At 63.8% G+C, this 20894-nt stretch carries 22 protein-coding genes and 1 pseudogene; 9 read left to right on the forward strand and 14 right to left on the reverse strand.

The window, feature by feature from the left end; translation table 11 throughout:
• The first annotated feature begins 6 nt into the window (after positions 1-6).
• Complete coding sequence (locus C1D09_RS22300) at positions 7-945, forward strand: alpha/beta hydrolase (RefSeq protein WP_143976321.1); 939 nt, start codon at positions 7-9, stop codon at positions 943-945.
• Between the two features lie 46 nt (positions 946-991).
• Here the strand turns inward: C1D09_RS22300 and C1D09_RS22305 are convergent.
• The 5 genes and pseudogenes from C1D09_RS22305 to C1D09_RS22325 form a co-directional block, all read right to left on the reverse strand.
• Positions 992-2692: pseudogene (locus C1D09_RS22305) on the reverse strand (FAD-binding dehydrogenase); the annotation flags it as partial.
• 39 nt (positions 2693-2731) lie between these two features.
• Positions 2732-3718: a Gfo/Idh/MocA family protein gene (locus C1D09_RS22310; RefSeq protein WP_143976323.1), complete on the reverse strand. Its 987-nt coding sequence runs from the start codon at positions 3716-3718 to the stop codon at positions 2732-2734.
• Positions 3719-3798: 80 nt separating this feature from the next.
• A complete protein-coding gene (locus C1D09_RS22315) occupies positions 3799-4374 on the reverse strand; it encodes a YceI family protein (protein WP_143976324.1) in 576 nt (191 codons plus the stop codon).
• Between the two features lie 68 nt (positions 4375-4442).
• Entirely contained in the window at positions 4443-5012 is a 570-nt protein-coding gene (locus C1D09_RS22320) for a cytochrome b (protein WP_143976325.1), read from the reverse strand.
• Between the two features lie 70 nt (positions 5013-5082).
• Positions 5083-5973, reverse strand: coding sequence for a LysR family transcriptional regulator (locus C1D09_RS22325; RefSeq protein WP_143976326.1), 891 nt, complete (start codon positions 5971-5973; stop codon positions 5083-5085).
• Between the two features lie 182 nt (positions 5974-6155).
• Between C1D09_RS22325 and C1D09_RS22330 the strand changes: the two genes are divergently transcribed.
• Positions 6156-7151, forward strand: a complete 996-nt coding sequence (locus tag C1D09_RS22330) for an aldo/keto reductase (protein WP_143976327.1) — start codon at positions 6156-6158, stop codon at positions 7149-7151.
• Positions 7152-7185: 34 nt separating this feature from the next.
• Here the strand turns inward: C1D09_RS22330 and C1D09_RS22335 are convergent, their stop codons facing one another.
• The 8 genes from C1D09_RS22335 to infC all read right to left on the reverse strand — a co-directional run bounded on the left by C1D09_RS22335 (position 7186) and on the right by infC (position 14102).
• Entirely contained in the window at positions 7186-7788 is a 603-nt protein-coding gene (locus C1D09_RS22335) for a nucleotidyltransferase family protein (RefSeq protein WP_143976328.1), read from the reverse strand.
• 93 nt (positions 7789-7881) lie between these two features.
• Positions 7882-10290, reverse strand: coding sequence for a phenylalanine--tRNA ligase subunit beta (pheT, locus tag C1D09_RS22340; RefSeq protein WP_143976329.1), 2409 nt, complete (start codon positions 10288-10290; stop codon positions 7882-7884).
• Positions 10287-10709: a GFA family protein gene (locus C1D09_RS22345; protein WP_143976330.1), complete on the reverse strand. Its 423-nt coding sequence runs from the start codon at positions 10707-10709 to the stop codon at positions 10287-10289. Before C1D09_RS22345 ends, pheT begins: the two co-directional genes overlap by 4 nt.
• Positions 10706-11803 carry a phenylalanine--tRNA ligase subunit alpha gene (gene pheS / locus C1D09_RS22350; protein WP_143976331.1) on the reverse strand — a complete coding sequence of 366 codons (1098 nt, stop codon included), beginning with the start codon at positions 11801-11803 and terminating at the stop codon, positions 10706-10708. The genes C1D09_RS22345 and pheS overlap by 4 nt, the downstream gene beginning before the upstream one ends.
• A 149-nt stretch (positions 11804-11952) precedes the next feature.
• A complete protein-coding gene (gene rplT / locus C1D09_RS22355; RefSeq protein WP_006201247.1) occupies positions 11953-12354 on the reverse strand; it encodes a 50S ribosomal protein L20 in 402 nt (133 codons plus the stop codon).
• Positions 12355-12391: 37 nt separating this feature from the next.
• The gene (gene rpmI, locus C1D09_RS22360) at positions 12392-12595 is read right to left on the reverse strand and encodes a 50S ribosomal protein L35 (RefSeq protein WP_006201248.1); all 204 of its coding nucleotides are present in this window, start codon (positions 12593-12595) and stop codon (positions 12392-12394) included.
• A gap of 181 nt (positions 12596-12776) precedes the next feature.
• The gene (locus tag C1D09_RS22365; RefSeq protein ID WP_143976332.1) at positions 12777-13403 is read right to left on the reverse strand and encodes a methyltransferase family protein; all 627 of its coding nucleotides are present in this window, start codon (positions 13401-13403) and stop codon (positions 12777-12779) included.
• Positions 13404-13565: 162 nt separating this feature from the next.
• Complete coding sequence (gene infC, locus C1D09_RS22370) at positions 13566-14102, reverse strand: translation initiation factor IF-3 (protein WP_010912915.1); 537 nt, start codon at positions 14100-14102, stop codon at positions 13566-13568.
• A gap of 222 nt (positions 14103-14324) precedes the next feature.
• On the opposite strand from infC, the gene C1D09_RS22375 reads away from it, so the two are divergent.
• The 4 genes from C1D09_RS22375 to C1D09_RS22390 all read left to right on the forward strand — a co-directional run bounded on the left by C1D09_RS22375 (position 14325) and on the right by C1D09_RS22390 (position 17813).
• Positions 14325-15107 carry an alpha/beta hydrolase gene (locus C1D09_RS22375; RefSeq protein ID WP_143976333.1) on the forward strand — a complete coding sequence of 261 codons (783 nt, stop codon included), beginning with the start codon at positions 14325-14327 and terminating at the stop codon, positions 15105-15107.
• 2 nt (positions 15108-15109) lie between these two features.
• A complete protein-coding gene (locus tag C1D09_RS22380) occupies positions 15110-16252 on the forward strand; it encodes a benzoate/H(+) symporter BenE family transporter (protein WP_143976334.1) in 1143 nt (380 codons plus the stop codon).
• 117 nt (positions 16253-16369) lie between these two features.
• Positions 16370-16852, forward strand: coding sequence for a DUF2852 domain-containing protein (locus C1D09_RS22385; protein WP_096452769.1), 483 nt, complete (start codon positions 16370-16372; stop codon positions 16850-16852).
• A 202-nt stretch (positions 16853-17054) separates the two neighbouring features.
• Complete coding sequence (locus C1D09_RS22390) at positions 17055-17813, forward strand: M48 family metallopeptidase (protein ID WP_143976335.1); 759 nt, start codon at positions 17055-17057, stop codon at positions 17811-17813.
• Here the strand turns inward: C1D09_RS22390 and C1D09_RS22395 are convergent, their stop codons facing one another.
• Positions 17814-18032 carry a hypothetical protein gene (locus tag C1D09_RS22395; RefSeq protein ID WP_143976336.1) on the reverse strand — a complete coding sequence of 73 codons (219 nt, stop codon included), beginning with the start codon at positions 18030-18032 and terminating at the stop codon, positions 17814-17816.
• Positions 18033-18158: 126 nt separating this feature from the next.
• On the opposite strand from C1D09_RS22395, the gene C1D09_RS22400 reads away from it, so the two are divergent.
• The 3 genes from C1D09_RS22400 to trpA form a co-directional block, all read left to right on the forward strand.
• Positions 18159-18818 (forward strand): phosphoribosylanthranilate isomerase, encoded by a 660-nt coding sequence (locus C1D09_RS22400; RefSeq protein ID WP_143976337.1) that lies wholly within the window; start codon positions 18159-18161, stop codon positions 18816-18818.
• 91 nt (positions 18819-18909) lie between these two features.
• Complete coding sequence (trpB, locus tag C1D09_RS22405; RefSeq protein ID WP_143976338.1) at positions 18910-20130, forward strand: tryptophan synthase subunit beta; 1221 nt, start codon at positions 18910-18912, stop codon at positions 20128-20130.
• Positions 20131-20192: 62 nt separating this feature from the next.
• A partial coding sequence (gene trpA / locus C1D09_RS22410; protein ID WP_143976339.1) for a tryptophan synthase subunit alpha occupies positions 20193-20894 on the forward strand: 702 nt, incomplete at its 3' end.

Raw genomic sequence — 20894 nt, forward strand, 5'->3', positions numbered from 1 at the left:
AGTTCCATGACCGATTACACAAAACTCATCGATGCCGAGACCTGGGCTTTCATCGAGCGGACAAATTCCTTTTATCCGCCCGATACGATCGACTACACGATCACCCAGCAGCGCCAGATCTACGACCGCATGTGCCGTGAGTTCTTTGCCGGCTATCCCCAGGGCGTGGCGGTCGAAACCTCGGCCATTGCCGCGCCCACGCACGACATCCCGATCCGCATCTACCGAAGCGGCGTGCAACCGGCGGCGACGGTGCTCTACATCCATGGCGGCGGTTTCATCCTTGGCGGGCTGGACAGTCATGATGACGTCTGCGCCGAGCTGTGCGCCCGCACCGGCTACGAAATTGTCTCGGTCGATTACCGGCTGGCGCCGGAGCATCTGCATCCGGCCGCCTTCGACGATGCGATGAACGCCTTGACATGGGTTGCGGCCACCCGCGACCGCCCCATCCTGCTCTGCGGCGACAGCGCCGGCGGCAACCTCTGCGCCGCTGTGGCTCACGCCACGCGCGATCACGCGAAACGGCCGGCGGGCCAGGTTCTGATCTATCCCGGCCTCGGCGGCGACCGCTCCAAGGGCTCCTATGTGACGCATGCCGAAGCGCCGATGCTGACCGTGCGCGATCTCGAATTCTACAAGCACATCCGCACCGGCGGGCAGGATCGCAGCGGCGATGCGACGCTGGCGCCGCTGGCCGATACCGACTTCGCCAACCTGCCGCCGACCATGCTAATCACCGCGCAGTGCGACCCGCTGTCTTCCGACGGCGAGACCTATCGTGACCGCATCATCGCGGCAGGCGGGCGCGCCGCCTGGTTCGAGGAACCGGGTCTGGTGCACGGCTATCTCAGGGCCCGCCACACTGTCGGTCGCGCCCGCGAAAGTTTCACGCGCATTGTCGACGCGGTGGCCGCTCTTGGACAGGGCGCCTGGCTCCCGTGAGCGGTTTCCCGTCTCGCGACGGGCCTAACGCCACGGTATCGCCGCTTTACGCCACCGAGCGTCCCGCCGCTCGGCCGGCGCTGCGGCCGGAGAAGATGCAGCCGCCGAGGAAGGTGCCTTCAAGTGCGGCATAGCCGTGCACGCCGCCGCCGCCGAAGCCGGCCGCTTCGCCCACTGCATAGAGCCCTGCGACCGGTTGACGGTCCGCGCCCAGTACGCGGCTGTCCAGATCCGTCTGCAGGCCGCCCAGAGTCTTGCGGGTCAGGATGTTAAGGCGCACCGCGATCAGCGGGCCGTTCGCCGGGTCGAGCATCTTGTGCGGCTTGGCCGTGCGGATGAGCTTGTCGCCGAGATAGGCGCGGGCGCCGCGCAGCGCGGTGATCTGCATGTCCTTGGAGAACGGATTGTCGAGTTGACGATCGCGGGCGCGGATCTCGCGTTCCACCTGGACGACGTCGAGCAGCGGCTCGCCGGCCAGCGCGTTCATGCGCGCCACCAGCTTCGAAAGATCGGCCTCGACGATGAAATCCTCGCCCTTCTCCATGAAGGCCTTCACCGGACCCGGAATGCCCGATGTCGCCCGGCCGAGCACCTGACGCCAGCTCTTGCCGGTCAGGTCCGGGTTCTGTTCGGAACCCGACAGCGCGAACTCCTTCTGGATGATCTTCCTGGTCAGGATGAACCAGGAATAGTCGAAGCCGGTGCTCATGATGTGGCTGAGCGTGCCCAGCGTGTCGAAGCCGGGATAGAGCGGTACCGGCAGGCGTCTTCCCTTGGCATCGAGCCAGAGCGAGGACGGGCCCGGCAGGATGCGGATCGCATGGTCGGTCCAGATCGGCGCCCAGTTCCTGATGCCTTCGACATAGTGCCACATGCGGTCTCGGTTGATGATCGAGCCGCCGGCCGCTTCGGTGATCGCCAGCATGCGGCCGTCGACATGGTCGGGTACGCCGGTGATCATGCGCTTCGGCGCTGTGCCCAGTCGCTTGGGCCAATTGTCCCGCACCAGTCGATGATTGCCACCGATACCACCGGAGGCGACGACCACCGCTTGCGCATGCAGCTCGAAATCGCCTGATATGTCGCGCGAGCTCTTGTGGCCGCGCTCGACGGTGCTGGGTTCGAGAATATCGCCGCGCACGCCGGTCACGACGGCGCCCGTCCGCGTCAGTTCGTTGACCCGGTGGCGGAACTTGAAGCTGACCAATCCGCGCTTTTGCGCCTCCCTCACGCGCAGGACAAACGGTTCGAGCACGCCTGGGCCGGTGCCCCAGGTGATGTGGAAGCGCGGTACCGAATTGCCGTGGCCGATGGCATTGCCGCCGCCGCGCTCGGCCCAGCCGACGACGGGAAAGAACTTCAGGCCGCGCTGCAGCAGCCAGGAGCGCTTCTCGCCGGCGGCGAAACCGACATAGGCCTCCGCCCATTTGCGCGGCCAGAAATCCTCCGGCCGGTCGAAAGCGGCCGTGCCCATCCAGTCCTCGAGTGCCAGATCATGCGAATCGCGGATTCGCATGCGCCGCTGCTCGGGTGAATCGACAAGGAACAATCCGCCGAATGACCAGAACGCCTGGCCGCCCAGAGACTGTTCCGGCTCCTGGTCGACGATGATGATCCTCTTGCCGGCCTCCGCGAGTTCGGCGGCGGCAACCAGCCCGGCAAGGCCGGCGCCGACAATGATCACGTCCGCATCGTCAGCCATTGTTCCTCCAAGAATTAGCCGGCTAACGCAATCCCGGGAAAAGTGTGAAGCGGCGTTCCGTCCGGAATTGCCTCGAAGTAGATGTCAGACGGCCTCCCAGCCTTCCTTGCCGCCGGCGCGGAAGATGGCGTCTATGACCTTCTGGTTGAGCACGGATTCCTCCAGCGTGAAGACGCGTTCCTTGCCGCCCTGTGCCGCGCGTGCGAAAGTCTCGACCTCCAGCCGGTACTGCTGCGTGCCTGGAAAGCGGAATACCTGCGCCTCGGTGTGGTTCTGGTTGTGCAACTCGACACGATGGTGGTCGTAGAGCCCGGCATTGAAGGGCGAAAAGACCTCGATGAAACCCTTCTCGCCGTGGAACACCATGACCTGGCGCGCCGCCATTTGCGTCGACAAATAGAAGGACAGTTCGAAATCGCCGAAATCGGCGCGGATCGAGGAGTAGATGTCGGTGCCGAATTTTTTGTCGCGCTCGATCGTCGCCTGCACACGGCCAGGCTCCTTGCCCGTCGAAAACCGCGTCGAAACGGTGGGATAGACGCCGATGTCAGGCAGAGCACCGCCGCCGAGGTCGAGCTGGTTGCGCATGTTGTTGGGGTCGACATTGTAGTAGGAGAACGCGCCCTGCACATGGCGCAGCCGGCCTATGGCGCCGCTGGCGATGAGATCGCGGACTTTGATCCATTGCGGGTGGTAGATGACCATGAAGGCTTCGCAGACCAGCACCTTCTTGGCATCGCGTAGCTTGATCAGCGGTGGGATGTCCTTGGCGTCGAGCGCCAGGGGCTTCTCGACCAGCACATGTTTTCCTGCTTCGATGGCCTTCGCCGTCCATTCGACATGCTGCGAGGTCGGCAACGGGATGTAGACGCCGTCGACATCCTTGGAGGCCAGCAGTTCCTCATACGATCCGAACGCACGGCGGGCGCCGAACCGCTCGGCCAGGGCCTTGGCTTTCGACAGGTCGCGGCTGGCGATCGCCGCCAGCACGCCATTCTCCGCCTCGACGATTGCCGGCAACAACTGCTCCCGGCCGATCTTGGCCGTCGACAACACACCCCATCGGAACATCACGCTTCTCCATGTCGGTTACATCAGGCGAGGTTTGCCCGAAATCGATGGAAAAGCCAATGACCGAGGCTGGCCCTGGCTCAGCCCCGCTTCCCCATCAGCGTCATGTCGAAGTCGACGACGTTGGAATAGAGTGGCGTGCCGACATCCATGCCGTAGCGCGACCGCAGCACCTTCCCGGTGACATGGAATTTGATCGTGCCGCCCTTCAAGCCGTTGAGCTCGGCGGTGAATTTTTCCGGAAACGTCTTGCCGCGTGCCGTCAGCCTGCCGGTGACAAGGGCTGATGTGTCGCCGGTGCGGGTCACGCTGGTCGAGCGGAATTGGATTTCCGGGCTGTTGGCCGCATCGAACACCGCGTCGGAGCGCAGGAAGGCGTCGATGCGGCTCTGGCCGGTGCCGACGCTTTCCGGATAGATGGTAAGGTCGACCTTCGAGCGCCCGACATCGCCATTGTCGATGCGGATCGTGCCCCTGAAGCGGGCGAAAGCGCCGTCGAAGCCGCCGCCGCCGGCCTTACCTATGGTGAAACGGATGCTGGACCCTGCCGGGCTGACCGTGTAGCTGCCGGCGGCGTCGCTCAACGCCACCGCCGCGGCTGCGGGCATGGCAAGGCATGCGGCAAAAGCCGCGAATCCAAGGATGCGCGCATGCATGGGATTGTTCCTTTCCTGGAGGCTACGCGTTTGGCGTCCTCACCCCACAAACGCGTGGGGCCGCCGCTCTATTCCCCACCTGACGAAGGCGTGATCATGCGCGTCAGCACGCTGTCGCGCAGCAGGAAGTGATGGCGCAGGGCGGCAACGACATGCAGCGCGACGAGCGCGATGCCCAGATAGGCGAGATACCAGTGTGCGGCCGCCCAGAAGCCTTCGGCGGCATCAGATTCGGCGAGCGGCAGGTTGGGCATCACGAACAGGTTGAACGGCATGGTCGGGATTTCCAGCGTCGACACCGAGACCAGCGCCCAGCCCGACAGAGGCAACGCGACCTGGAAGGCATAGAGCGCCAGATGCGCGAGTGGCGCCGTGCGCCGTTCCAGCGCGCCGACCGAAGCCGGCAGAGGCGGCGTCGCATTGCCAATCCGCCACGCAATGCGCAGCATGATGAGGCCGAGCAGCAGAAAGCCCAGGGATTTGTGCAACTGGATAAGCTCGAAGGCGGTACGCTGGCTCTGGATCCTCACCATGACGACGCCAAGGGCGAACTGACCGATGAAGATGATGCCGATCAGCCAGTGCAGGAGGATCGTAGCCCAGCCGTAGCGGGTTGGAGTGTTGGTGATTGACTGCATTGTGTGTGAACGACGCTGGACAGAACTTTCTTCCGACGCCCCTCAACCGGCCCACAAGGGGAAGCTGGGGCTAACCGCTCACCTTGAAGAAATCCACAAATGCCCTGAGCGCCGGGCGCATCTGTCGGCGGCTGGGGTAATAGACGAAGAACCCTTCGAAGGGTGGGCACCAGTCCTCCAGCACGCGGATCAGCCTTCCGTCGGCGAGAGGGGCCCGCACATAAGGCTCGAAGACGAAGGCGAGCCCGGCGCCATCGACCACCGCCTGAGCGATCAGATGGTCCTCGTCGAGAATCAGCGGTCCTTGCGCCGCGATCTCGATCTCCTCTCCGTCTTTCTCGAATTCCCAGCGGTAGAGGATGCCGCTGGAGAAGCGGAAGCGGATGCAGCGATGATTGGCAAGGTCGCGCGGATGAATGGGTCTCGGCATCGTCGCGAAATAGGATGGCGCGCCGACCACGGCGCCGCGAAGGTCCGGCCCGATGCGCACGGCGATCATGTCGCGCTGCAGGCTCTCGCCGAGCCGCACGCCGGCATCGAAACCGCCTTCCACCACGTCGGTGAAGCGGTCCTCGATGACAATCTCAAGCACGATGTCGCGATAGGCCGCTGCAAAGGCGCCGAGCCGTGGCGTCAGCACCAGATGCGCTGCCGTGCGCGGCACGCTGAGCCGCAGATTCCCGGCCGGCCGGTCGCGCGACTCGACCACGGTCTCAAGCGCCAGGTCGATTTCCGATAGAGCCGGCCGCAATCGCTCCAAGAGTCGCGCGCCCTCTTCCGTCGGCGCGACGCTGCGGGTGCTGCGCGCCAATAGCCGCACGCCAAGCCGCGCCTCGAGGCTGGACACAGCGTGGCTGACCGCCGATGGCGCGATGGCCAGCTCCTTGGCCGCGCCGCGAAAGCTGCCGCACTGGGCAACGGTTGCCAGCACGGCAAGCTGCGAAAGATGTGCTCGGTTCATTGATCTATTTCTTGCAACAGCCCGTGCGAAGAAGAGCCGATTATCGAACATAACACAAGGCGCTATCTCCTCATCCATGTCGCCCAAAGGTGCGCAGCGGTTTTGGGACAACGACATGCACAAAACAAAGACTTAAGGCGCACTGTCGACGCGCTTTAGGCATCACAACAAGGAGACGCGTGATGCAAACCCGCAAGCTAGGAACTGAATTGAACGTCTATCCCGTCGGCCTCGGCTGCATGGGCATGAGCTTCGCCTATGGCGGCCAGCCTGAGGCGGAGGCGATCGCCACGCTGCATCGCGCCGTCGAGATCGGCGTCAACTTCTTCGACACGGCGGAAGTCTACGGTCCCTACGAGAACGAGATCCTGCTCGGCAAGGCGCTGAAGTCGGTGCGGAACAAAGTGACGATCGCCACCAAATTCGGTTTCAAGATCCTGGAGGAAGGCACCGGCCTCGACCGCATGGCCGGCGTCGACAGCCGCCCCGAGCACGTCAAAGCCGTCGCCGAGGCCTCGCTGAAACGGTTGGGCACCGATGTCATCGATGTCTACTACCAGCACCGTGTCGACCCCAACGTGCCGATCGAGGACACGGTTGGCGCCATGGCCGAATTGGTGCGCGAGGGCAAGGTGCGCGCGCTCGGCCTCTCGGAGGCAAGTGCCACGACCATCCGCCGTGCGCACGCCGTGCATCCCATCGCTGCGGTGCAGAGCGAATATTCGCTGTGGACCCGTGACCCGGAAGAGGAGGTGTTCGCCGTCTGCCACGAACTCGGCATCGGCTTCGTTCCCTACAGCCCCCTCGGCCGTGGCCTTTTGACCGGCTCCATCGCCAAGCCCGAAATGCTTGGCGATGGCGACTGGCGCCGGACCTTGCCGCGTTTCCAGGCCGAGGCCATGGAAGCCAATGCCAAGGTTATCGCCACGCTGGAAACAATGGCTGCCGAAAAGGGCGTAACCCCGGCACAGCTGGCCCTTGCCTGGGTGCTGCATCAGGGCGATTTCATCGTGCCGATCCCGGGGGCACGAAAAATTCGCCACCTGGAGCAGAACACGGCTGCGGCGAGCATCGAGCTGAGTGCTGCCGAAGTGGCGGCGATCGGCGCTGCGCTGTCGCCGGACAAAGTGGTCGGCAAGCGCTACACGGAGGAGTTGCTGGCGCTGGTGAACGGGTAGGGCTTCACCCTCCCCCACAAGGGGGAGGGGAAGATCACCACGGCACCACCTCAATCTCCGGCCAATTGGCCTTTGCGCGAGCCCCCTTCGCCTCATGCGTGCGCCGATTGTCCGTTACCCGGTTCGGCTCGATGCGGAACGAAAAGACATCGTCGAGCCCGAACGGCGCGACCAGTTCCAGCTGCCCGTCAGCATCGTATCGAACCCCGACTCCATGCGTTTTGGAGGCAAAATAGCTGATGGATTCGCTCGCGCTCGTATAGCGTGGGCAGGGCTGCCCGAACTTTTGGGGAAACCACAGATGCACCCGCGCCTGGTTGCGCACCTCGACAGGCAGTGCCAGCCCCTCGAAATGCCGCGTCGCCCGGCCGATGACAGCGTCCTCGGCCTCATAGGACAGATCGCCGTCGTCGAAATAGAACAGGTCGACATCCTTGATGCCGTAACCTGACGGCTTGCCGGTCAGATGGTTCCAGACTGTATTGTAGAGCGCCCCTGAGACCACCAGCCAGTCCGGCAGCTCAAGCGTGCGGGCGCGCGCCAGCGCCTCACGGATAAGCGGATCCATCGAGACGATGTCGAGGAACGCCTTTCGCTGTGCTTCGAACGGCAGGCCGGAATAGCGCAGATGGTCCATCGCCCTTTAGAGGGCGATTCGCAATCTGCCCGCAAGGCGTGGTTTGTGCGCAATTCCGGACGGAAAACCGCTAGGCACTTTCCGGGAATTGCCTCAGGCGCGCAGCACGCCACCCGTCTGTTTGCCGACATTCTCGACGATGCGCTTGGCCAGCGCCTCGAAGTCCTCGTCGGTCAGCGTCTTCTCGACCGGCTGGATCGACACTTCGATGGCGATCGATTTCTTGTCGGCGCCGAGCGACGCACCTTCGAAGATGTCGAAGACCGAGACGGCTGTGATCAGCTTCTTGTCGGCCGCCAATGCGGCGCGCACCAGCGTGCCTGCCTCGACCGCCTTGTCGACGACGAAGGCGAAGTCGCGCTTCACCGCCTGGAAGGCGGAGAGCTCCAGCTTCGGCTTGGTCTTCGTCGGCTTGGCCTTCGGTTCGGGCACGGCGTCGACGAACACTTCGAATCCGCAGAGCGGACCGGAGACGTCAAGCCCTTCCATTGTCTTGGGATGGAATTCGCCGAACGTACCGAGCACGGTCTTCGGCCCGAGCTTGATCGTGCCGGACCGGCCGGGATGGTACCAAGCTGGACCGCCCGCCTCGATCTGCAGCCGCTCGGCCGGCGCGCCGCAGGCTTCGAGCGCCGCGATTGCATCGGCCTTGGCGTCGAGCACGCCGACCGGGCCGGAATTGCCGGCCCAGCTGCGGCCCGAGCCTTCGAGCTTGGCGGTGCCGCGGCGCACCCCGGCGGCGACCCGCCGCTGCTGGTCGGCGCCGTCGCCCTCATAGGTGCCCGACACCTCGAACAGCGCGACATCGCCAATGCCTTTGTCGGCATTGCGCTGGGCAGCGGCGATCAGCCCCGGCAGCAGCGACGGCCTCATGTCGGACATGTCGGCGGCGATCGGGTTGGCAAGCTTCAGCGCCGTCTGGCCGCCGCCGAACAGCTCGGCATGCTTGGCCGGAATGAACGACCAGGTAACGGCCTCCATCATACCGCGCACGGCAAGCGCGCGCTTGGCGGTGCGGGTGCGGACCTGCAGCGTGGTCAGGATCTTCGCATTGACCGCGTCATGCGCGCCGAGCGGCTGCGGGGCGATGTTATCGACGCCGTGGATGCGCATCACCTCTTCGACCAGGTCGGCCTTGCCGTCGATATCGGGACGCCAAGACGGCACAGCGACGTCCACGACGTCGCCCGAGCCCTGCGGCTTGAAGCCGAGGCGCGACAGGATGTCGAGGCTTTCCTCTCTTGGCACCACGATGCCCGTCAGCCGCGTCACTTCCGACAGCGGGAAGGAGACGATCATGGGCTTGTGGCCGGCATAGCCGACGACTTCGATCTCGGCCGGCTCACCGCCGCAGAGATCGAGCACCAGCCTCGTTGCCAGCTCGACGCCGGGCACCATGAATTCAGGGTCGACGCCGCGCTCGAAACGATAGCGCGCATCGGTGATGATGCCGAGCGTGCGGCCGGTGCGGGCGGTGGTGATCGGATCCCAAAGCGCCGATTCGATGAGCACATCGGTCGTGTTCTCGTCGCAGCCGGAATGCTCGCCGCCCATCACGCCGGCGATGGATTCGACACCATTGTCGTCCGAAATCGCACACATGTCGGGCGTCAGCGTGTATTCGCGACCGTCCAGAGCCTTCACCGTCTCGCCGTCCCTGGCGCGGCGCACGACGAGATTGCCGGCGACCTTCTTCGCATCGAACACATGCAGCGGTCGGCCGCGATCGAAGGTGATGTAGTTGGTGATGTCGACCAGCGCGCTGATCGGCCGGAGGCCAATGGCGATCAGCCTTTGCTGCAGCCATTTCGGCGAAGGGCCGTTCTTGACGCCGCGCACCAGCCGCAAGGCGAAGCCCGGGCAAAGTTCCGGCACCTCGATGACCACCTTGACCGGCGTCTGGCCCTTGCCGGGAATCTTTTCGACCGCGCCACTTTTGAGCGTGCCGAGGCCGCTCGCCGCAAGATCCCTGGCAATGCCGTAAACGCTGGTGGCATCCGGCCGGTTCGGCGTCAGGTTGATCTCGATGACCGGGTCGTCGAGATGCGCGTAGGACGCGAAGCTGGCGCCGACCGGCGCGTCGGCCGGCAGGTCGATGATGCCATTGTGCTCGTCGGACAGTTCCAGCTCGCGCTCGGAACACATCATCCCATGGCTTTCGACGCCTCGGATCTTGCCGACCGTCAGCGTCACGTCGATGCCGGGCACATAGGTGCCGGGCGCGGCGAAAGCGCCGATCAAACCGGCCCGCGCATTCGGCGCGCCGCAGACGACCTGGACAGGGGACTTGCCGTCGCCGGTATCGACCGTCAGAACGCGCAGCCTATCGGCATCGGGGTGCTGCACCGCCGTCAGCACCTTGGCGATGACGAAGGGTTTCAGGCTCGACTTGTCGTCGACATCCTCGACTTCGAGGCCGATCGACGTCAGCCGCTCGACGATCTCGTCGAGCGAGGCATCGGTATCGAGATGATCCTTGAGCCAGGAGAGGGTGAATTTCATGGGACTGTTCCGTCTGGTCGTTTGACGCTTGATTTCAGATGTCTCGGCAGATCGTCGGACATATGCAGGAAGGGAAGCTGCTCGCTGACATAGGCATGCAGCGTCGGCTTGAAGTCGGCCGGCGCGTCCATGGCGCCGAGCATGAAGTAGATGTCGTCTTCCAGCCGCTCGTCGACATAGGCGATGGGCGAGCCGCAGACGCCGCAAAACGAGCGCGTCACCGGGCCGTCCTCGTACATCTTCATCGCCTTGCCGGTGAACACCACCTGGCCGGCCAGGAAGCCGACGAAGGCCGAGACCGGGGCGCCGCTGGCCCGCCGGCAATCGCCGCAATGGCAATAGCTGACGTGGTGCGGTTCGGCCGAAGCCTCGAACCGCACGGCGCCGCAGCGGCAGCCGCCGATGTGGAGCGCTGTCATGCGCTCAAGCCGCCGAACAGCGTCGGCATGTCGAGGGGCCGGAACCCGTAATGCGACAGCCAGCGCACATCCGCGTCGAAGAAAGCGCGCAGGTCCGGCATGCCGTATTTCAGCATGGCGATACGATCGATGCCCATGCCCCAGGCAAAACCCTGATATTCGTCGGGATCGAGCCCGCCGGCGCGCAGCACATTGGGGTGGACCATGCCGCAGCCGAGGATCTCCATCCAGTCGGAGCCTTCGCCGAAACGCACTTCGCCCGGCCGCGAGCGGTCGCACTGGATGTCGACCTCGAGGCTTGGCTCGGTGAACGGGAAGAAGGACGGCCGGAAGCGCATCTTGACCGAGGGCACCTCGAAGAACGCCTTGCAGAACTCTTCCAACACCCACTTCATGTTGGCGACGTTGGCTGATCTGTCGATCACCAGTCCCTCGACCTGATGGAACATCGGCGAATGCGTGGCGTCGGAATCCTGGCGGTAGGTCTTGCCCGGGATGACGATGCGGATCGGCGGCTTCTGCGTCTCCATGGTGCGGATCTGCACGGGCGAGGTGTGCGTGCGCAACACCTTGCGCTCGCCCTTCTCGTCCAGCTGGAAGAAGAAGGTGTCGTGCATCTCTCGTGCCGGATGTCCCTCAGGGAAATTCAGCGCGGTGAAATTGTAGTAGTCGGTCTCGATATCGGGACCTTCGGCAATGGCGAAGCCGAGATCGCCGAAGATCGCGGCGATCTCGTCGATGACCTGGCTGATCGGATGGATGCGGCCGCGCTCGGCCGGCGACTGCCGCACCGGCAGCGTCACGTCGACCTTTTCGGCGGCGAGACGCGCGGCGATCGCCAGGTCCCTGAGTTCGGCCTTGCGGGCCGTCAGTGCCTCGGTGACGCGGTTCTTCAGGCCGTTGATGACAGGGCCCTTGAGCTGGCGCTCCTCGGCGGTCATGGCGCCAAGCGTCTTCAGCATCTCGGACACGGTGCCCTTCTTGCCGAAGGCGGCGATGCGCACGGCCTCGATGGCCGGCTCATCGGCCGCCGAAGCGATATCGGCCAGCAGGGAATTTTCGAGCGTATCCAGGCCACTAGTTGCGTCGTTCACGGTCAAACTCGCTACGTTGGAAGTCGACTTTAAAGTGGAAGCCACTTTTGAGTTGAAAGGTCAGGCATCAGAGACAAAAGAACCCGCGCCAGCCGTGCCAGCGCGGGTTCCCCATAATCAGAATTGCGAATGCTTGGGAAGCGCTGGTCTTAGGCGACAGCGCTTTCAAAAGCGTTCGGCGTGGTGTTCTTCAGATATTCGAGCGCGACCTTGGCCTTGGCCACGAGCGCGGCGAAAGCCTGCGGCTCATGGATGGCCATGTCGGACAGGATCTTGCGATCGATCTCGATGCCGGCCTTGTTGAGGCCGTCGATGAAGCGGCCGTAGGTCAGGCCATGCTCGTGGGTCGCTGCGTTGATGCGCTGGATCCACAGGGCGCGGAACGAGCGCTTGCGGTTCTTGCGGTCGCGGTAAGCGTACTGCAGCGACTTCTCCACCGCCTGCTTGGCGATGCGGATGGTGTTCTTGCGACGGCCGTAGAAGCCCTTGGCGGCTTTCAGGACCTTCTTGTGCTTGGCGTGCGAGGTGACGCCTCTCTTTACGCGTGCCATGTCATGATCTCCTTAAAACGCTGTCCAGACCGAATGCTCAGAGGCCGTTCGGCAGAAAATTCTTGATGACCTTCTTGCCATCCGGTTCAGCCAGAACCATCGTGCCGCGGGCATTTCGAATGAACTTGTTGGAACGCTTGATCATGCCGTGACGCTTGCCGGCCGCAGCCGACAGGACTTTACCCGTACCTGTGATCTTGAACCGCTTCTTGGCGGCCGACTTGGTCTTCATCTTGGGCATTTTGCTACTCCATATTGTTGGCGCACTATCGCGCTTCTTGTTCGCTCCAGGCCGACCAAAGCCCGAAAAGCAAATGAAACCGCCACGGCATGCCCTGCCGGGCGGTTTTCTTGAACGGCGGTCCTATACGTCAAACACGGCCTGTACGCAACACCTGAAGCCGTGCGGCGCTCTGTCCCGATCAGGGCAGCGTGAACCACACCGGCAGCATGCCGGACTGCTGCGCGCCGTCGATCAGTTCGAAGGCCGGCAGGGCGATCAGGAACACCAGACCATCGAGCAGCGTGGTCAACAACAGGCGCGGCTTGAAGCTGCCGGTGTCGCCCTCCTGATAGAGGGAAAGCTTCGGGAAGAAGCGCGGCACCGTGTTCAAATAGGCCTGATAGGGCGCGCCGAGCGCTTCCTTGAGGAATTTCTCCTCGCGCAGGATGACGATATGGAAGGCGCCGGCGCACAGCAGTGCGAACAGGATGATGCCCGAGAACGAGCCGATTTGCGCGCCCACGCCAGCCGCGGCCACTGTCGAGAACACATAGAGCGGGTTGCGGGTGATCGAATAGGGCCCGCCGGTGACCACCTGGGAGGATTTGCGCCCGCCTATGTAGAGCGTCGCCCAAAGCCGGCCGACGATGCCGAGGAAGATCAGCAGAACGCCGAACATTTCGATTGTCTCATGCACGGGCGTGTCGGGCGGGAAGGTCGATTGGCCGAACAGCAGCGCCAGAAACAGCACCACCACGAGCACGGCAAGCACCAGCCGACGCATCTGCTGGTAGTTGCCCAGCCCGTATTTGAGTTCGTTGTCCAAGCGGTGTCCGATCGTCGAAGAGCTTAGCCGGCGATCGCAGCTTCAGCCAAGAAAACAGGCGCCCCGCCGATCGCCGGGACGCTCTGCAAGACAATTCAGGCGGATTTGGAGCGCTGGTCGCGCCTGACTTTATCGTGATCTAGTGCGTTGTTTCAGCACACCTTAGCGCGGCGCCAGCACCATCATCATCTGGCGGCCTTCGAGCTTCGGCTCCGCCTCGACCTTGGCTATGGTCGCCACTTCCTCGCGCACCTTGTTCAGAAGCTGCATGCCGAGTTCCATATGCGCCATCTCGCGGCCACGGAAGCGCAGCGTCAGCTTGACCTTGTCTCCCTCCTCGAAGAAGCGGCGAACCGCCTTCATCTTGGTCTCGTAGTCATGGCTGTCGATGTTCGGGCGCATCTTGATCTCCTTGATCTCGATGACCTTCTGATTCTTGCGCGCCTCGGCCGCCTTCTTCTGGTTGGCGTATTTCAACTTGCCGAGATCGAGGATCTTTACGACGGGCGGTACCGCATTGGGCGATATCTCAACGAGATCGAGCCCGGCCTCTTCGGCGAGCAGCAATGCGTCGTTGATGGAAACATCGCCGCGGTTCTGGCCTTCGGCGTCGATAAGCTGGACCCGGGGAACCCGGATGTCACGGTTGGAGCGCGGCCCATCCTTGGTCGGCGCCGCTGCTTTGAAAGGTCTGCGAATGGTCGTGGTCTCCTTGGCCGTTTCGTTCAGGATTTGTCGGTCTTGATGCGTGGACGCGCCAATGTGGTGAGCGCGCGGGCGGAGTCAATAGCACAGCATTGACAGAAAATCACCCTGATCACCGCCTGCGCCAAACAAAGAAACCGCGCGGGCACTTTTCGCCACGCCCGTGGCTGTGGCACAAGAACCGCCGAGCCAGAAGAGGGGCCTGAGGAAAAAGCCATGACTGTCACGCCCCCAACCTTCCTCGATGTCGACGGATCGCGCATCGCGGTGCGCCATTGCGCGGGTTCGACGCCCGGCATCGTCTGGCTCGGCGGCTACAAGTCGGACATGCTCGGCACCAAAGCGCAGACACTGTCGGATTGGGCGGCAAGAGAAGGCCGCGCCTTCCTGCGCCACGACTATTCCGGTCATGGCGAATCCGGCGGCGCTTTTTCCGGCGGCACGATTTCGAGATGGCTTTCGCAAAGCCTCGCTGTGTTCCGGAAGTTTGCCAAGGGCAACCAGATCCTGGTCGGCTCGTCGATGGGCGCCTGGATCGCGCTGCGCATGGTGCAGGAATTGCGCAAGGCGGGCGACGCAAGCGTCGTCGGCATGGTGCTGCTGGCGCCGGCGCCGGATTTTACCTCGGAGCTGGTCGAACCGGTGCTGACCGAGGCGCAAAAGCGCGACCTCGCCGAGAAGGGCTTCTTCGCCGAGCCCTCCGATTATTCAGCTGAGCCCTATATCTATACACGCGCGCTGATCGAGGACGGGCGCGTCAACCGGGTGATGACCGGTCCGATCGACACGCATTGCCCGGTCCATATCCTGCAAGGACTGGCCGATCCGGACGTGCCGTCGAGCCATGCGCTGAAGCTGGTCAGCCTGCTGCCGGCCGACGATGTCACGCTGTCGCTCATTCCGGACGGCGATCACCGCCTGTCGCGGCCGCAGGACCTCGACATGCTGGTGCGGGCGGTCGGCGACTTGGCCGGCCGAGGGGCCGGGCGGGGCAACTGATCATGCGCCTTTCCATCCCCATATCCGCCTTCGTTGCGGCAATTGTCGGCTTTGGCGGCACGCTGGCCATCGTCATTGCCGCCGCGCACGCGGTCGGCGCGACGCAAATTCAGACCGCGAGCTGGGTGACGACCATCTGCCTCGCCATGGCGATCGAAAGCCTGTGGCTGTCGTGGCGCACGAAAATGCCTGTCATCACCGCCTGGTCGACGCCGGGTCTTGCACTGATGGCGGCATCGAGCGGCTTTTCGATAGGCGAGGCGGTCGCCGCCTTCATCGTCACCGCCGTCCTGCTGATCGCCACCGGCCTGTTCCGGCCCCTGACGCAACTGATCTCCAGGATACCGCCCTCGGTCGCTTCCGGCATGCTGGCCGGCATCGTTGTCACCTTCGCCCTCAACGCGGTCAAGACCGTTCCAGTCGATCCCTGGCTGATCCTGCCGCTGATCGCGGCGTTCTTCGTCATCCGCCTGTTCAATCCGGCACTGTCGGTGCTGGCCGTGCTTGTCGGCGGCGGCCTCGCGGCGTTTCTGACCGGCCGCGTCGGCGGCCTGCCGACACCGGAACTGTCGACGCTGACGCTGATCGTGCCTGATTTCACCGCCAAGGCGATGATCGGCCTGGCGTTGCCGCTCTATCTCGTCACCATGGCCTCGCAGAACCTGTCGGGGCTGGCGGTGCTGCGCGCCGCCGGCTACCATCCGGAGCCCGGGCCGCTGATCGGCGTCACCGGCCTGTTTTCCCTGCTGTCGGCGCCATTCGGTGGCTCGACGACGAATCTGGCGGCGATTTCGGCGGCGATCTGCACCGGGCCGGACGTCCATCCCGACCCCGCCGAGCGCTGGAAGACCGGCCCTTTTTATGCGCTCGCCTATCTCATCTTCGCGATTTTCGGCGCCTCCCTGGTGGCGATCTTCGCCGTCCTGCCGCAGAGCCTGATCGTGCTGGTGGCGGGTCTGGCGCTGATGGCATCGCTCGCCAACGCGCTGGCGATCGCGCTGAAGGACGAGGGCGATCGCATGGCCGCCACCGTCACCTTCGTCGTCACCGCTTCGGGGCTCACCCTGTTCGGTGTTGGCGCGGCATTCTGGGGGCTGATCGCCGGGCTGGTCGTGCTTTTCCTCGACAGGCTCAAAAAGCGATAATCATTTCAGGCTCTTGTCTGGTTTTGGCGGATATTGTCTTGAATCGCCGTTTTCGCCTTCCCATTTCGATTCCACGCAGCCGGTCCTGGCTGTCTCCAACCGAAGGAATGGGAGAAAATGAACACATCTGCATTGATCCGCCCGGCCTGGACGCCGGCAACCATCGCGTTGATGGTGATCGGCTTCATGGTGTTCTGGCCGCTCGGCTTCGCCATGCTCGCCTACATCATCTGGGGCGATCGGCTCGACGGCTTCAAGCGTGACGTCAACCGCGCGACCGACGGCATCTTCGCCGGCTGCCGCCGCGGTTCCGACAAGGCCGCGCGCTGGGGCAATGGCTCCGCCCGCACCGGCAACGTCGCTTTCGACGACTGGCGCGAAAAGGAGCTCGAGCGCCTCGCCGAGGAACGCCGCAAGCTCGACGACATGCTGACCGAGTTCGACGACTATGCCCGCGAACTGCGTCGCGCCAAGGATCAGGACGAGTTCGACCGCTTCATGGCGAACCGCAACAAGTCGACCGCTCCGGCGAAGACCGACCCGAGCACCGGCACGACGCCGACCAAGCGTGGCAAGGGCTCGAACCTGCTTGACGACTGAGGCCGAGCGCATCGCCCCGAAAGCCGGAACCGGTTTTTGGAAAAGGTCATGCGCCAACTTGAAGTGCTACGGCGTCCTTTGCGCGTCTCAGGGGACGCGCGGCGCTGTAGGACAGGGCCGATCGTGAAAAAACGGCGTCGCGCGAGCGGCGCCGTTTCTTTTTTGTTCTGGTCGTTTTTCTCGAATCGCGTATCGTCCCGCCATGACCATCGGATTCTTCCGCAATCTGACGAAGCCCAAGGCCACGCCCGTCGTGGAGCGCGAATATTGCGTCGCCGGTCGCACGTTGCCGCTCAAGATCGTCGAGAGCGCCCGGGCACGGCGCCTGACGCTGCGCATCGATTCCGGCGGCCAGGGCCTGCGCATCACCGTGCCGCCCGGCCTGCGCCGTGGTGAGGTGGACAGGTTCCTCGACCGCCATCAGGATTGGCTGGAGCAGCGCCTCGCCAAGGTGCCGACGCGCCCGCAAGTTCGGCCGGGCATCAAGATCCCGATCCGCGGCGTGCCGCACCGCATCGTCCATGAGCCGTCAAAGCGCGGCACGGTGGCGGTATCGCGCGACGAGCGCGGCCCGCTGCTGATCGTGCATGGTGACCGTGTGCACCTGCCGCGCCGCATCGCCGACTTCCTGAAGCGCGAGGCCAAGAAGGAAATCGAGAAGCTGGTGATCAAGCACACCGAGGCGCTCGGCAAGCGCGCCAAGGCGATCCGCTACAAGGACACGTCCAGCCGCTGGGGCTCCTGCACCTCGGAAGGCAATCTCTCCTTCTCCTGGCGCATCATGATGGCGCCGCAGCCGGTCATAAATTACCTCGTCGCGCACGAGGTGGCGCATCTCAAGGAGATGAACCACGGCCCGAAATTCTGGAAACTGTGCGAAAAACTCTGCCCCGACACCGACCGCTGCAAGGACTGGCTGAAGCGCAATGGCGGCGCCCTGCAGGCGATCGTGTTCGAGTAGTCAGTCGTCATTCGCGGCGTTGAGTTCGTCCGGCCGCAGGCCCTCATCGCCGTGATGCGGCCAGGGCAGGAAATTCCGGTCGAATTCATCGCTGCCGAAATAGTCGAGCGCCCGATGCCCTTCGGCGCCGTTGAAGGCGGCTTTGTCCATCAGATGGGCGATGACCTCGCGCGCCTGCGCGATCTTCTGCTTCAGTTCCGCAACCGTTCTGTCGGCCATGATCGTTCTCCCGCCCTGCACGCTGCCAGTTAATCCGGTCCATCAAATAGGTAGCGTCTTTGGCGTTGCCGGCAAACAGTATGCTTTTTCTCGACTCTGTCTCGATTTCATGCCAATTCCCGCGCCATGGCGCTCGACATCAAAATCTGCGGCTTGAAGACCGACCAGGCTATGGCCGCGGCGCTCGCCGGCGGCGCCAGCCATGTCGGCTTTATCTTCTTCGCGAAGAGCCCGCGTTATGTCGAGCCGGCGGAAGCCGGCCGTCTGCGCGAAGCCGCGCGCGGCAGGGCCCTGGCGGTTGCCGTGACGGTCGATGCAACCGACGCCTTCCTGGACGGGATTGTCGAAAGAATGCAGCCCGACATGTTGCAACTGCACGGCTCGGAAACCCCCGAGCGGGTGGCTGAGCTGAAAGCCCGTTATGGCTTGCCGGTGATGAAGGCATTGCCGCTCGGCGAGGCCTCCGACCTCGACCGGATGGAGCCGTTCATCGGCATTGCCGACCGGTTCCTGTTCGACGCCAAGCCGCCGAAAGGCTCCGAGCTGCCGGGCGGCAATGGCGTCGCCTTCGACTGGCGCATCCTTGCCGGCCTTGACGGCGGCGTCGATTACATGCTTTCCGGTGGGCTCAACGCCGCTAATATCGGCGATGCCCTTCGGCTTGCGAACCCGCCCGGAATAGACATTTCTTCCGGTGTGGAAAGCGCGCCGGGCGTCAAGGACCCGGCGTTGATCGAGCAGTTTTTCCGGGCCGTCCGGGCAGCACGCGACGACCGCGCCGCCTGAGCATGGTTCCAATCAGAGCATGTCCCGGAAAAGTGGAATCCGGTTTTCCGGACAAGGACATGCACAAAACATAAGATTTAGGAGATCGGCGATGGACAAGCCGGCTACACCCAATTCCTTCCGCACCGGCCCCGACGAGCAGGGGATGTTCGGCATTTTCGGCGGTCGTTTCGTCGCCGAAACGCTGATGCCTTTGATCCTCGACCTGGAGCGGCACTGGAACGAGGTCAAGAACGATCCCGATTTCAAGGCCGAGCTCTCTGATCTTTCGACCCACTATGCCGGACGCCCGTCGAAGCTCTATTTCGCCGAGGGTCTTACGAAGCATCTCGGCGGCGCAAAAGTCTATTTCAAGCGCGAGGATCTGAACCACACCGGGTCGCACAAGATCAACAACTGCCTCGGCCAGATCCTGCTGGCCAAGCGCATGGGCAAGAAGCGCATCATCGCCGAGACCGGCGCCGGCCAGCATGGCGTGGCATCAGCCACCGTCGCAGCGCGCTTTGGCTATCCCTGTGTCGTCTATATGGGCGCTACCGACGTTGCCCGGCAGAGCCCGAACGTGTTCCGCATGAAGCTGCTCGGCGCTGAAGTGCGGCCGGTCACCGCTGGCCACGGCACGCTGAAGGACGCCATGAACGAAGCCCTTCGTGATTGGGTCACCAATGTCGAGGACACCTATTACCTGATCGGCACCGCCGCCGGCCCGCACCCCTATCCGGAGCTGGTGCGTGACTTCCAGTCGGTGATCGGCACCGAGGCACGCGCGCAGATCCTCGAACAGGAAGGCCGGCTGCCCGACACCATCATCGCCGCCGTCGGCGGCGGCTCGAACGCCATCGGCCTGTTCCATCCCTTCCTTGACGACAAGGAAGTGCGCATCATCGGCATCGAGGCAGGCGGACGCGGTCTCGACGGCATCGAGCATTGCGCCTCGATGAATGCCGGTTCGCCCGGCGTGCTGCACGGCAACCGCACCTATCTCCTGCAGAATGCCGACGGCCAGATCATGGACGGCCACTCGATATCGGCCGGCCTCGACTATCCCGGCGTCGGCCCGGAGCATTCCTGGCTGCGCGACTCCGGCCGCGTCGAATATGTGCCCATCCTCGACGACGAGGCGCTGGAAGCCTTCAAGCTGACGACGCGCGTCGAAGGCATCATCCCGGCGCTGGAATCCGCGCACGCCATCGCGCATGCGGCGAAGATCGTGCCTGCCATGGACAAGGACCAGATCGTCATCGTCAACCTGTCTGGCCGTGGCGACAAGGACGTGCACACAGTGGCCTCGATGCTGGGCATGGAGATCTAGGCCCTTTGGACGGTTTCGATTTGGGAGTTGACTATGAGCAAAATTCATCCAAAGGGCCAGTAATGACGACGCGCATCGACCGCCGCATGGCGAAGCTGAAGACCGAAGGCCGCCCGGCTCTGGTCACCTATTTCATGGGCGGCGACCCCGACTACGACACTTCGCTGTCGATCATGAAGGCGCTGCCCGCGGCCGGCTCCGACATCATCGAGCTCGGCATGCCGTTTTCCGATCCGATGGCCGACGGCCCGGCCATCCAGGCGGCGGGCCTGCGGGCGCTGAAAGGCGGCCAGACGCTGGTCAAGACGCTGAAGATGGCGTCCGAATTCCGCGCCGGCGACAATGAAACGCCGATCGTGCTGATGGGCTATTACAACCCGATCTACATCTACGGCGTCGACCGCTTCCTGAAGGACGCGCTGGCCAGCGGCATCGACGGGCTGATCGTCGTCGACCTGCCGCCGGAAATGGACGAGGAACTCTGCATTCCGGCATTGAAGGCCGGCATCAACTTCATCCGGCTGGCGACACCGACCACCGACGACAAGCGCCTGCCCAAGGTGCTGCAGAACACGTCCGGCTTCGTTTACTACGTCTCGATGACCGGCATCACCGGCTCGGCGCTGGCCGACACAGGCAAGGTGGCGGCGGCGGTCAACCGGATCAAGAGCCATACCGACCTGCCGGTCTGCGTCGGCTTCGGCGTCAAGACCGCCGAGCAGGCGCGTGTCATCGGCGCCAATGCCGATGGTGTCGTCGTCGGC

The sequence above is a fragment of the Mesorhizobium intechi genome, from assembly GCF_002879535.1.
GTDB classification, from domain to species: domain Bacteria; phylum Pseudomonadota; class Alphaproteobacteria; order Rhizobiales; family Rhizobiaceae; genus Mesorhizobium; species Mesorhizobium intechi.